Origin of the sequence: Heliomicrobium undosum (assembly GCF_009877425.1) — a bacterium.
GTDB classification, from domain to species: domain Bacteria; phylum Bacillota; class Desulfitobacteriia; order Heliobacteriales; family Heliobacteriaceae; genus Heliomicrobium; species Heliomicrobium undosum.
Genome location: NZ_WXEY01000009.1, coordinates 69,386 through 81,403, shown reverse-complemented (window position 1 = coordinate 81,403; position 12,018 = coordinate 69,386). Strand labels below are relative to the sequence as shown.

Annotated in this window: 15 protein-coding genes; 2 read left to right on the top strand and 13 right to left on the bottom strand. The window is 56.4% G+C overall.

Annotation, left to right across the window (positions count from 1 at the left end; all coding sequences use genetic code 11):
* Window positions 1–82: 82 nt before the first annotated feature.
* The 7 genes from GTO91_RS10135 to GTO91_RS10105 all read right to left on the bottom strand — a co-directional run bounded on the left by GTO91_RS10135 (window position 83) and on the right by GTO91_RS10105 (window position 5,021).
* Window positions 83–1,006, bottom strand: coding sequence for a response regulator (locus tag GTO91_RS10135; protein ID WP_161258599.1), 924 nt, complete (start codon window positions 1,004–1,006; stop codon window positions 83–85).
* Between the two features lie 156 nt (window positions 1,007–1,162).
* Window positions 1,163–2,071, bottom strand: coding sequence for a 4-hydroxy-tetrahydrodipicolinate synthase (gene dapA, locus GTO91_RS10130; RefSeq protein WP_161258598.1), 909 nt, complete (start codon window positions 2,069–2,071; stop codon window positions 1,163–1,165).
* 127 nt (window positions 2,072–2,198) lie between these two features.
* Complete coding sequence (locus tag GTO91_RS10125; RefSeq protein WP_328793778.1) at window positions 2,199–3,128, bottom strand: AraC family transcriptional regulator; 930 nt, start codon at window positions 3,126–3,128, stop codon at window positions 2,199–2,201.
* Between the two features lie 45 nt (window positions 3,129–3,173).
* On the bottom strand, window positions 3,174–3,566 hold the full coding sequence (locus tag GTO91_RS10120) for a cupin domain-containing protein (RefSeq protein ID WP_161258596.1): 393 nt from the start codon (window positions 3,564–3,566) through the stop codon (window positions 3,174–3,176).
* A 237-nt stretch (window positions 3,567–3,803) separates the two neighbouring features.
* Window positions 3,804–4,040 (bottom strand): hypothetical protein, encoded by a 237-nt coding sequence (locus GTO91_RS10115; RefSeq protein WP_161258595.1) that lies wholly within the window; start codon window positions 4,038–4,040, stop codon window positions 3,804–3,806.
* Window positions 4,041–4,121: 81 nt separating this feature from the next.
* On the bottom strand, window positions 4,122–4,448 hold the full coding sequence (locus GTO91_RS10110) for a hypothetical protein (RefSeq protein ID WP_161258594.1): 327 nt from the start codon (window positions 4,446–4,448) through the stop codon (window positions 4,122–4,124).
* A 210-nt stretch (window positions 4,449–4,658) separates the two neighbouring features.
* On the bottom strand, window positions 4,659–5,021 hold the full coding sequence (locus tag GTO91_RS10105) for a hypothetical protein (RefSeq protein ID WP_161258593.1): 363 nt from the start codon (window positions 5,019–5,021) through the stop codon (window positions 4,659–4,661).
* A 409-nt stretch (window positions 5,022–5,430) separates the two neighbouring features.
* Between GTO91_RS10105 and GTO91_RS10100 the strand changes: the two genes are divergently transcribed.
* Window positions 5,431–6,522 (top strand): hypothetical protein, encoded by a 1,092-nt coding sequence (locus GTO91_RS10100; RefSeq protein WP_161258592.1) that lies wholly within the window; start codon window positions 5,431–5,433, stop codon window positions 6,520–6,522.
* On the opposite strand, the gene GTO91_RS10095 is transcribed toward GTO91_RS10100, so the two are convergent.
* Together GTO91_RS10095 and GTO91_RS10090 are read right to left on the bottom strand one after the other, a co-directional pair.
* Window positions 6,519–7,313 carry a nitroreductase family protein gene (locus GTO91_RS10095; protein ID WP_161258591.1) on the bottom strand — a complete coding sequence of 265 codons (795 nt, stop codon included), beginning with the start codon at window positions 7,311–7,313 and terminating at the stop codon, window positions 6,519–6,521. The genes GTO91_RS10100 and GTO91_RS10095 overlap by 4 nt on opposite strands.
* A 147-nt stretch (window positions 7,314–7,460) precedes the next feature.
* On the bottom strand, window positions 7,461–7,703 hold the full coding sequence (locus tag GTO91_RS10090) for a hypothetical protein (RefSeq protein WP_161258590.1): 243 nt from the start codon (window positions 7,701–7,703) through the stop codon (window positions 7,461–7,463).
* 82 nt (window positions 7,704–7,785) lie between these two features.
* On the opposite strand from GTO91_RS10090, the gene GTO91_RS10085 reads away from it, so the two are divergent.
* The gene (locus GTO91_RS10085) at window positions 7,786–7,962 is read left to right on the top strand and encodes a hypothetical protein (RefSeq protein ID WP_161258589.1); all 177 of its coding nucleotides are present in this window, start codon (window positions 7,786–7,788) and stop codon (window positions 7,960–7,962) included.
* Window positions 7,963–8,026: 64 nt separating this feature from the next.
* On the opposite strand, the gene GTO91_RS10080 is transcribed toward GTO91_RS10085, so the two are convergent.
* The 4 genes from GTO91_RS10080 to GTO91_RS10065 all read right to left on the bottom strand — a co-directional run bounded on the left by GTO91_RS10080 (window position 8,027) and on the right by GTO91_RS10065 (window position 11,988).
* Window positions 8,027–8,797, bottom strand: coding sequence for a sulfite exporter TauE/SafE family protein (locus GTO91_RS10080; protein WP_235919480.1), 771 nt, complete (start codon window positions 8,795–8,797; stop codon window positions 8,027–8,029).
* 68 nt (window positions 8,798–8,865) lie between these two features.
* Window positions 8,866–9,672: a selenium-dependent molybdenum cofactor biosynthesis protein YqeB gene (gene yqeB, locus GTO91_RS10075; protein ID WP_161258588.1), complete on the bottom strand. Its 807-nt coding sequence runs from the start codon at window positions 9,670–9,672 to the stop codon at window positions 8,866–8,868.
* Window positions 9,673–9,730: 58 nt separating this feature from the next.
* Window positions 9,731–10,687, bottom strand: a complete 957-nt coding sequence (locus GTO91_RS10070; protein ID WP_161258587.1) for an XdhC family protein — start codon at window positions 10,685–10,687, stop codon at window positions 9,731–9,733.
* Window positions 10,688–10,947: 260 nt separating this feature from the next.
* The gene (locus GTO91_RS10065) at window positions 10,948–11,988 is read right to left on the bottom strand and encodes a molybdopterin-binding protein (protein ID WP_161258586.1); all 1,041 of its coding nucleotides are present in this window, start codon (window positions 11,986–11,988) and stop codon (window positions 10,948–10,950) included.
* Window positions 11,989–12,018: the final 30 nt, after the last annotated feature.

Here is a 12,018-nt window from a genome sequence, read left to right as displayed (position 1 = left end):
AAGAAAAAGCCGCAGCGTCTCTGCGGCGAAATATCGCTGGCATTCGTCATTCAGGTTACCTCAAAAACTACCCTAATCACTGTCACAAAAATTGCTCCAGGGCCTCCTTGACCCGTTCGTACTCTTTTTCCGCCTGTTCGTACAACTGCGCCAGGCCGTCCATGGCCCCGCTCCGCGATAGCATCTCCATCTCCCGGCACAACCGGGATAAACCAAGGGCGCCCACATTGCCGCTGGCCGACTTCAACGCATGGGAAAGAGCGCAGACTTGCCCAACATCTTTCGCCTCCAGGGCGAGGCGGATCTTCTCCATTTTTTCTCCGGACTCGGTAAAAAAGAGGACGAACAGGTGAGAAAAGAGCGGCAACTCCTCCAAGGTTACCCCAAGGAGTCCCTGGATGACGCCAAAATCGACAGGCGGCGCTGCGTGCGCCGGTTCGCGAGCAGTCAAAGCCTCAGGCGCTGTTAACCCCTGCTGTGGAGTAGACGCTGTTTCCCCCTCAGGCGGCTCTTGGGCCGCGCTGCTTTCTTCGACGGCGGCGTCGATATTTTGCTGCGGCGACAGCCAGCACTGCAAGGCTTCGAGCAATCGCTGCAGCCGGACCGGTTTGCTGATATAATCGTCCATCCCCGCTTCGAGGCATTTCTCCCGGTCCCCCGGAAGGGCGTGGGCTGTGACAGCCACGATCGGGGTATGGGTCTCCTGTCCTTCAAAGGCCCGGATCAAGGCAGTGGCGCTGTATCCGTCCATCACCGGCATCTGGCAGTCCATCAGGATCAGCCCGTAGTGGTTTTGACGAACCAATTGCACAGCCTCATCTCCGTTGGCGGCCGTATGTATCATGTCGATCCCCAACTGTTTCAGTTGGGTTCGAATCATCTTGATGTTGATCGGGTTATCTTCCACCACGAGCACCGGCAGCCCTCGGTATCCCTCAAGCGTCCAGGGGGTCGTCATCCTGCACGGGGTTGTCCGATTGTCTTTTCGTGATTGACAGACATCCATGCGATCACACTCCCTGCGTGTCTGATAGCTCCCCCCATTTATCATAATCCTTAATAGGTTTTTGCACAAACGAAAATTTGACAAACCATTGAGAAACTATTGTTCGGGGAAAATCTCGAAAAAAAGGACACCCGGGCTGCCTTTCGACCCGGGTGTCTAGGGTAACAGATTTAATGCCTGCAGCGCTTTTTCCATAGCCTGCTCTTCGTCAGCAGTCATCTCGCGCAAGGGCGCCCGGGGACCGCCGATGGAAAAACCGAGCCGTTCCAGCGCTTTTTTGTATGGGGTGATAAAGGGTCCGATCTTCAAGGCCTTCCGCAGCCGGTTCAGTTCATTTTGCCGGCGCAAGCCTTCCTCATAATCGCCTGTTCGCACGGCCTCATAGATGGCCACGGCCGCTTCCGGAAAGACGTTGGCCACGGCCGAGACGACACCGGCGGCGCCGACCAGCAGGGCCGGGTAGATCAACGCGTCGCTGCCCACGACGACGGTAAAGTCCTCGCCGAGGGTGGCAATATACTCTTGCAAGCGACCGAGATCCTTGCTGGAGTCCTTGATGCCGACCACATTGGCACAGCGCCTCGCCACAGCAGCGGCCACCTTCGGTTTAATGTCATTACCGGCATTGGCAGGGATGTTGTAGAGAAAGATCGGAAAATCAGGAACCGCTTCGGCGACGGCGACAAAGTGTGCCTCCAACGCCGCATCATCATGGGGAAGAAAAAAGGGCGCCACCACAGCGGCGGCGGAGGCGCCCACCCGCTTGGCGTGGCGGGTCAGGGCGATGGTCTCGCCGGTGCTGGCCGCGCCTGTATGGATGATGACAGGGACGCGGGCGCCGGCGGCGCCGACCACCGTTTCCGCCGCCTCCTTGCGTTCGTCTGTGGAAAATAGCACCCCCTCCCCATTCGTTCCCATGGGGAAGAGTCCATGAACGCCCTTTTTGATCAGCCAATCGACATACTCGCCGAGGCGGTGGAAGTCGATGGATTGATTATCTTTTAAAGGCGTTAAAACAGCGGGGATGACGCCCCGGACAACACCGCGAAGTTCAACCGGTATCATACTCAGCGGCTCCTTTTCAGCCTGTTCAGGGGCTTAGACGAAGTCGAAGATTAGAACGCCAATAATCATGATGAGGTGTGAGCAACGCGCCCCTATCTACAGGCTGGGTTAAATCGCTGCTTTTCATTCATAAAACGGTGCCGCGACGGGAGGCGGCGTATCTGGCCGGTGTCATGCCGACTAGTTTTACGAAGCAGCGATGAAAATGGCTCTGATCATAAAAGCCGGTTTCCAAGGCCGCCTCCAACGGCGTTTTTCCTTGGGCTAGCTTCTGTTTTGCTTGACGGATCCGGAGTTGCGTATGGTAGGCATGGGGCGGCATACCCACTTCCCGCGAAAAGAGGCGGTTCAGATAATAGACGCTCAATCCGGTAATCCGTGAGAGGTCTTCACCGGATACGTTGCTCGATTCATCTTTGGAAAAATCGTCCGCATGGGCCTGCAGATACTCTTTGACTGCTTGGACGGCAGACCGATCTTGTTCCCCTATTCCTCCGGAGCTAACAGGCGTCGGCGCCAGCGCCGGCTCAAGGCTCGCTGTGGTATGCAACCGGACCATTGCTTCGGCGTACAGGCTATCTGCTGCCAGTTGCCGACTACCGTCGTGACCGTTGCGGAGCGTTTCGGCCAGTGCCATAAGCAACACAAAAAGCCGGTTGTCTTCAAAAACCGGCGTGGAAATCACCGCTGTACGTTGCCGCAGCAGTTGCTGCCCCGTCCCTTCACCCAGCAGTTGGAGGGATTCTTCCCATTCGCGAGGGTCGATGCAGAACATGCTGTAGCTGTACGGGAGGGATTCGAAGGATTCGCAGGTGTGGCTTTCTCCGGGGGGAATGATGAACAACTGCCCCGCGCCGAACACATGGTGGCTCCCCCGGTAAAAGCACCGCCTTGCCCCCTCTCGGATGAGACCGATGCAGTAGACACTGTGAAAATGACGCGGCAGACTGTGGCGGATGGCAGTAGCTTCGATCAACTCTATCCCATTTTTCCCAGGGAAGCGGGTGACCGAGAGACTTCCCTGCCTACGCTGGATGCTCTCCCTCTTCTCTTGCACACCACCCAAGCGTAGCAGCCCTCCCTCCCGCTGTTTCAGCGCTCCTCAGCAGAGCGCAGGAAAGAAAGTGGCCCGGATGATCAGTTCCCCTTTTTCGGCCCGAACCTTGTGGGGAAGGTCTTCGGGGATTACCGCGCATACTCCTGCTTCATAGGCGATTTCCTCGTTGCCGATAAAACAGATCCCGCTCCCGGCAACGACCTCGTGCAACTCCCACTTGCCTGCGTGGATGTGCTCGACGATCTCTGATCCGGGCGCCACCCGGACCAGGTGGGCGCTGCACTTTCCTTCCGTGTCTTGGGCGGTAATCAGGTGCTTCATCTCCACTCCAGGGTAGACCGGATGGCGGTTCCATGGCAAAGAAGCACCCGACCGCTCCATACCGGGGAGGTGAATCCGTTTGCCCCATTCCTTCTCGCCCGATCCGTTGATGGACACAAAAATCCCCCCGTCATCCATTCATCGACGTTCGGCCTTTCCCAAGGACCTTTGTCCTGTCAAGGAATGCCTTGCGCGTTCTGATCGGATTATATCGTCCGGGGGGAAATGCGTATTGTACGTTTTTGCGCTGCTCGTTAATGTAGCATAGTGAGGGAAGAACTGATGAGGGAAACTTCATGGGTAACTGGGGACGACATGAAAGGGCTTGATACGAATGGGCCTGAAATGGGAGGCTTAATGCTCTTTTTCAACCGAACGGATCAGGTTCACCCGTTTCAGTTCCTCGATGAAGGATTCGCTATCTTGGAACTTGATGGGCTGTCCCGTTCGAGCCTCAGCCCAGTTTTTCATCTCTTCCAGAACGTCTTTTTCGTCCGTCTTCTCGAAGGACTTTTCCAGCATCCCCCGGACCACATCTTCATAGGTTTCTCCCTGCACGGCGAGACCGTCACGGAATTGCACGCGGATCATCGAGCCATCTATCCTTTCCGCTTGATTCCATCCTAGGTTGCCGCCGCAGGGGGAGCTTTTATTCAAGCACCCTTATGGTTACTATTGCTCCGCTGTCTCAGACTGGTAGGCGCTCAAGTCGGCTCTGTAGCGGGCCAGCGCCACAAGCTTGGGGTTATTTTTTACATACCAGTTATTGTAGAAGTACTTTCCCCCGACGGCGATGGCGGCGCCGACGATAAAACCGACAGGGACCATCATCAACATCTTATCACTCGGAATGACGCCGCTGTTGAAAAAAGCGTAGATCAGGCCAAGGGGGACAATGGTGATCACCATCTCCACCCACTTGCGGTCCTTGAACTTCTTTTCAATGGCAGGGATCTCGCTCTCGGACAAACCATAGTCGCTGAGCACAGGTTTTTTCATTCAAAACACCTCGACATTTTATGTAATTACACGATACATCATCGCGGAGGATTCGACAAGCGGATCTGGAGAACACCTGTAACAGATTTGCTCAGTGAAGGAGACTCTGTTCAACGCCTGGGTTGAGAAAATCGCTGCAAAGGGACAACAAAAAACCCTGGGCAGTCGTCAAAGACCGCGCAGGGGTTTGCTCGCTTCGGAACGTTGTGATCAGGAATTGTGGCAAAGGGTCAATTTGGCCGGGGCTTCTGTTTCTGGGAGACCGGGAACATCGTGAATAGAGGGATCCGAAGGTTCGCCGAAAATACTCAATAAATCCTCTGTCAGCGCCAATCCCTCGATGAGGAAAAGCATCTTGTCAAAGGTGATCATGCTCGGTTCGCGGGTGGCCGCCAAACTGGCGAAATAGTGAATTGTCGTCGATTGCGGCATTCGCTGTCTGAGGGTCTTTATGCACTTCCTCGCCCAGATCTCAACCGGCAGGATCCTGATGACCGCTTTTTCCGGCAGAGGCGACATCATGCTCTGTTTGAGAAATTCACCTTCTTCAGCCAGTTCGCGAAATGTTACCATCTTTTCCCTCCAAAAATGTTCGTGCAGTCTCTAGCAACTCAACTCCCTACCGTAATCATAGCCGATTGTTTTCCCGCGAAAAAGATGATTATTTATTATAAATACCTTACAATTTCTTTTTACAAAAAATTAATACGCTAAAACGTCTTTTTGCTTACATAGCGAAACTAAAATGAGAATTTGACGGGCGATGATGCTGGCAGGGATTCCGTGAAGTCCCCGTTTCCGGAAGCTTTTCGCCACTTGATCAACGGTTGCCTTGCCGCAGATCATGTTTGTTGAAGCCGAGCAAAAGAATGAAATGGAAGCCTGGGAACGGAAAAGACGTTTCATTCGTCAAAATGATAGAAGACTTGTGCTGCGAACGGCTTCGTATGCAATCATCTTTGGATAAGGAGAGGGAGCGCTCATGGTTAGAGGAATGCTTTTCAAAGGAACAACCATCGTCGCGGTCGCCTTCGGCCTGCTCGGAGGAACACCCGCGCTGGCTGCTACAGCCCAGGAAACTGCGGTCGTCCGCCCCGTCATCTCCCCCGAGCGCATGCTCCCCCGTGATGACGTCCATGAGCTTTCCGATTCCCTGGATAGCGCCTGGTTCAACCTCAGAAGTTGGATTCACCTGCAAAATCGCAGCGACGACAGCACGCCGGAAGGAACGCTGGCCAGGGTCGTTACGTCGCTGTTGACCCGGGATACGGGCGCCCTCCCCCGGCCTGAACTGGAGACGCCTTCGGGGCCGCAAGTGCAGTGGCAGTTTTCCCTCGACCTTTGGCTGACTGACAAGGGGAAAATGGTAAAGGGCAAGCTGGCGGGTTTTGACGTATCCTCGCCCTGGTTGTACACCCTGTCCGTCGCAGATGTGAAGGGTTCCGCCGATGGCAACTCCCAGACCTATCTGCTGAAGGGCACAAGCCGGACCTCTGCGCCCGGCGGGATCTACCCCGTCGCTATCTCCGTTACCCTCATCAAGGACGGGAATGGACACTGGCGCGCCGACGACTTCAACGTGGTGGAACCCTTCCCGAAGCAGCGCCTCGCGACGATCGATTACCAGTTGTCCCTGCCCGCCGGATGGACCATCGAAAAGGTCCAAAGGGAGGACGCTGCGGCGGCTATTGAGGAGAATCAACAACCAACCGCAGGCTCGTCCCCCGCTCCAACGGAAGTCATCTTCCGTAAAAATGACGCAACGCTGGGCGGGCTGCGCCTTCTCGATTTCAATGATGGGATGACGGCCCGCGATCTGCTGCCGAGGGATGCGGAGACGGTAACACCGCTATGGTCTGAAGGTCTGCGGGAGGAGTTTCACTGGACGACCACAAGGAGAAAAACGGTGTTAGGGGAAAATCGTTTTACGGTTCATTATGAGCGCCGTTTCTATTTTATCGACCAGGAACGTCGACATGCCTATGAACTGTATTTTGACACCAGCCTTGTCGGCGCCGAGGAAGCCTGGGATGCCGTTCGCAGTTTCCGGACGGTCGGCGTTATGGACAGTTAAGCAGTTACAAACTTGGCTACGCCAGGCGACTCCAGGTATTCCCATGATCCCTTGACGTCGGACTGGCGTGCGCCGGCCTCCAGGTGCAGCATGGCGATGCCGCAGTCAAGGCGCTTGGCGATGTGGTAGGTGTCTTTGAGATCATCGACCCATACGGTGATGCCGTCGTTATCCACGGAGAACCGCCATGGCTGCCGGTTGACCGCCGACGGGGCAAGCCGGGCCGCCTCCAGCGCGGCTTTTACCCAGGCTGGGTTGTCCGGGCCAAGCGGCTCTTTGCACAGTTGGCTCACGTCTTTTCGCTGATGGCCGGCAGAGATGCCGGCCATCATTTTTTCCAGGAAGTTGTACTCCTTCGGCGCGTATCCGATAGGGGTCACCGACAGCACCCGCTCCTGCGGTCGCAGTTCGATCTGCTCCGCCACCGCCTTGGGGTCAAAAAAGCCGCCGACCCAGCAGGTGGACAGTCCCATGGCCGTCGCCTCCAGGATAAATCCCTCGCCGAGATAGCCCGTGTTCTCCTGGACATTGGGGTGAGCCATGTTACCGATGAAGGCGGCGTAAACAGGCGCACCTTTGATCTTGCCGTAGGAACCAATGGCGCCTTTGAACACTTTGTCCGGATCGCGAGCGACGAAGACGATCCGAGCGCCTTCGACTGTGCCGTTCCACCGGTCAACGAAGGCGCGAAGCTTCTTTTCCATTTCCGGAGCAAGGGGCTCACCGGTGTATTGACGGCGCGACCGGCGTACGGCGATGGCCTGATGCCAGGATGCGGCGGGAATATCCATCTGAGACAACCTCCTTCTTCTGGTAGTTTGCCCCCGATCTGGTTGAGCCAGAATAGCGTAGGAGGAACCAAGGAGTGGAGAACAAAACAAGGCGACCCAGCCTGGACGGTTGGATCGCCACATGGAGGTAGGTGGTTGTCGGCTTTCCTACAAGTCCGTAACGGCCTGAACGCTGGCATCCGAATCCCTTGGGTCGTCATCCAACATTTGCTGGACATCGCTGGGAACGTCGAACCCGGAAAAAGTATCGCAGACGCGGTCCAGGAAACGGAAAATCTCCAGTGAGGAGTCTTCTGAAGAGCCTTCGGAGCCATCGACGAAGTCCTTCGGAGCCGGTCCTTCGATCACACGCTGCAGCATCGGGTCCAGCCATCGTTCAAAGAAAGCCATCACCTCCTGGGATTAGGATGCCCCCCCGCTTCGATCATATTTTTTGACCGCGCAGTAGGAGGTTCCCGGGAGGTTTCTGCCGTTGGGGCGGGGGATGGCGGGGTTGACACCGTTTGTTTTTATGATGACCGGATGGGTTGGCGTCGATGAGTTGTTTCCATATAAATACAACGATATCGTTCCCGTTGGGGTAACGGACTTCCGCTTTTCGCGCCAGTGGAATATTAGGGCCATGGTGATCGCCCCCCTATCGCATTAATGTTTAATGTTATTTTAATGCTTTCGGGGTTTGTTATCAATGCTTTTTCCAATAAACATAACTTCTACGACAAATAATACTTCCATAAGAGCGAAACAAACAAGACACAGAAGGACAAGATCAGAAAGGCGCGAACCAAAGAGGCGCCTTTTTTAATGGCCAGTGTGCTGCCGATATAATTGCCGGCCACATTCGCTAAGGCCAACGGAAGTCCGAGGGTTAGCAACACTTTCCCTTCCAGGAGAAAAACAACCAGCGCACTCGCATTGGAAGCCAGGTTAAACACCTTGGCTGTGGCCGACGCCTGGACGAGTTCCAGGCCGACAAACAGGTAAAAGGCCATGATCAAAAAACTGCCGGTTCCGGGTCCGAGAAATCCGTCATAAAAACCGATGGAAAAACAGAAAAGGGGAACCTTCACGTAAAGGGATTGCTTCGACAAGGCATCGGCGGATCCACGTTTCCTTCTCGGAATCATGGTGGCGATCATCACAGCGGGAAGCAACAGGACGATCATCTTCCCTACTGTCTCATTGGAGAAAAAAAGAATCGTCTTTGATCCCAGGAAAGAGCCGACGAGGGAAAAGCCGATCCCTGTGGCAACGACTTGCCAGACCACCACTTTGCTGCGCACGAAATTGATCAGCGCAAAACTGGTTCCGATGGTGCTCGCCAGCTTGTTTGTCCCCAACACCAATTGCGGCGGGATGCCGGCAAACAAAAGCGCCGGCATCAACAACAGGCCGCCGCCCCCGGCGATGCTGTCGATAAAGCCGGCGCAAAAAGAAACGAGAGAGAGAACCATGATGATGGTTGTCATATCTGCTTCGGCCAATGTTTGTTGCCCCTTCTTCGAACCGGCTGAGCGCGCGCTGTTCTACGCTTTTACCTTGCTGTTCTTTTCTATGTTGCTTTACGAAGCATCGCTAAATGAAGCATCGCCTCCAAGACGCCGCCTCCGATCGCCCGCGCTTTGTCACTGATGGTATAGCAGTAGGCCTTCTCCAGCCGGGGGTCGACATCACCGATCTTCAATCCGGCGGTGACAGAGATGCCATCCTTGACCAAACCGCGTACGATGCCGGCGATTTGCGCTTTTACCGGCTGACCTTCCACTGTTCCCACCGGCTCCCCTTCGGCGACCTGGTCGCCAATCTCACGGCATGCGGAGAAAACACCCGCTACAGGCGCGCGCAACAGCCGCTCCTGGCGGTAGCCGCCCACTTCTCCCGGTATGCCTGTGTCGGCAATGGCATAGCCCGCATAGATCACCCGGCCAAGGTCATGACCGCGTTTCGTTTCAACGACGGCATGGACATCCTTCCCGGCGCAAAAGCCCGGACCCAGGGCGATCACGAAGGGCGCCTTGTCCATGGTCAAACCGTCGTTGCGTTTCCGTATCGTCGCTTCTATATAATAGGTGGGGTTAAGGCTTTCCAGCGAACGGTCATCAGGATCAACGAGCACCGGAATGACGCCCCGCTCCCGCCAGGCCATCGCCTCATCAGCGGTTTTGACCCGCAGGGCTTTCACGCCCTCCACCGTCGTCTCCCCCTGGTATACAGCTTCCGCAAAAGACACCGTTCGCCGGACGACGAGCGGTTCGGCCAATTCCGTCATAATCGGGACAAAACCGCATTGGAAGAGCCGGTTGGCGACGCCGCTCGCCAGATCCCCCGCGCCTTTGATCAACACCCGTTCTTTCTGCATTCGACTCCGCCCCCACCACTTCTATGTTCCAGAGATATTCTCGATTCCCCTCGCCTGCTCAAACAGTCGCCACGAGTTCCAGCAGGACTTCCATGGTCCCGCCGCAGGCCATCCCCTCTTCTGCCGCCGCATCGTCATCTAAGGAAAAACGAAAAAGCCCCGCAGCGCCTCCGTCCAAAAGCAGGAGCGCCTCTCTCCGCGCCTCCGCCTCTATGCATCCCCCGCCGATGGTCCCCCGCATCTGGCCGTCACGAAAAACCAAGAGCTTGGCGCCGGCCTTGCGCGGTGTCGACCCCCGCGCTTCCACCACAGTGGCAAGGACAGCCGGGATGCCTCGCTTGGCGCTATCGACCAAGGTCCGCAACAGTTCCATGTCCTGGACCGTGATCCCGGCGCTGCCTCCCTCGCCTCTACGCGCCTGGATCAACTGGGCAGCGATGCTGACGGCGATCTCCTCCGGCGTCTGCGCCCCGATGGGCAGACCGATCGGCATCTGAACCCGCTCGATTTTTTCCTCGGAGACGCCGGAAGACCGCAGATGTTCTTTGATCAACTGAACGCGGCGACGGCTGCCGATCATGCCCAGATACCCCAGTTGCCTCCCGACCAGCGCTTCCAGGCAGCGGAGATCGTGGCGATGGCCTCGGGTGATGATGGCGACGGCACAGCTGGGTTGCAGGTGTAGCCCCTCAATTGCCCGGACAAAATCGTCGCAAATCACCTTTGCCGCGCCAGGAAATCGTTCCGGCGCGGCAAAAGCAGGTCGATCATCCACAACGGTGACGCGGTAGCCCAGTATGACGGCGACGGGAACAAGTGCCTGGGAGACATGACCGCCGCCGAGGATGACCAACTCATCGGGGGGGTAGAAAGGTTCAGCGAGCAGCCGCGCCGCCTCGCCTTCTAAGGAGACCCTTTTGGACGCAACCCTGCCTGATCGCAGGGACGCCTCGACGAGGGTAACGGCTTCCTGCGCGAACAACGGATCAACCTCAGGATCCCCCACCCCGTTCACCTGATCGTTCGCCTGATCGAACGGGGTCACCGAAAGCGCATGGATACAAGCGTCCATTGCAACCCTTGTCCCGGAACAAGACAAAAAGCGCTTTCCCGCAACCCTAGAGCCCTTTTTCGCGTTTTCTTTTATCAGGGTGAGGACGACGCAAGCCTCGCCCTGTTCCAACGTCTGGAGGACATCCTTATAAACCATATCAACCATCTTTATCCCTCTGCCATTCACTGGCTCAACCTTGCTTTATTCCTGGTTCAAACTCATCAACCCTGAATCCCGCCCTGCCCAAAGCTGCACCTCGGGTATCGGCATTCCGGACAATTCCGGCAGAGCCCGCCGTGACTCAGGGCGATGATGTCAGCGCGGCGGAGCCGCTCGCCGGCGAAAAGGCGCGGCAGGACCAAGTCCAGCACGGTGATCCGGAAGTACATGCCGCAGGCCGGCATGCCGATGATAGGGATTTCCCCCTTATAAGCGAGTAGAAACATGGCGCCCGGCAGAACGGGCGCGCCGTATTTTTCCACCTTGGCGCCGCTCAGGCGGATCCCCTGGGGCGTCACATCGTCCGGGTCGACAGACATGCCGCCGCTGACCAGGATCAATTCGGCCCCTTGATCGGCAAGCAGATCAATCTGCTCCGCAATCGCCCCGGCTTCGTCGGGGGCGTAGGCCACGGGAAAGACCGAACCGCCATAGGATTGGAGCTTTTCCCGCAACACCGGTCCAAAGGCATCCTTGATCCGTTTATGGTACACTTCTCCGCCGGTGACGACAATTCCCGCTTTCGGCGCTTGATAGGGAACAACCTCAATAATCTTCCCCATGGTTTCGCAGAGGGTCTCGGCATCGAGAACAGTTTGCTCAGGAACGACTAGGGGGATCACTTTGGTCGCTGCTAAGAGTTCACCCGCTTCGACAGGCGTGTGGTTGCTCAAACAAGAGAAGACAACGTCCTCCAACTCGTTGAGGGCGAGCAAGGCCGCAACGTTCACCTTCAGGAGCCCTCTGACGGCGCTGGTCAGATTGACGCGGCTCTCTTTCGGACCACCAGTCAGCACATTCTTTCCCGCCGCCGCCTGGGCGATCCGGAGTCCGGCGTCATCTTCATGGATTTCGCCCGGCTCCAGTTCGAGTGCAAAGATATGAGCTTTGCCCATCTTTTGCAGTTCAGGAATGTCTTCCGGTTTGATGACATGCCCCTTGCGAAAGGCGGGACCTTTATACTCGTCTCGAACAATCTTGGTCAGGTCATGGGGGATGACCATACCGAGCGCTTCATCAACGGGAACTTTTCGCTGCTTCAACCCTTGACCACCACGATTCTTTGGATATGA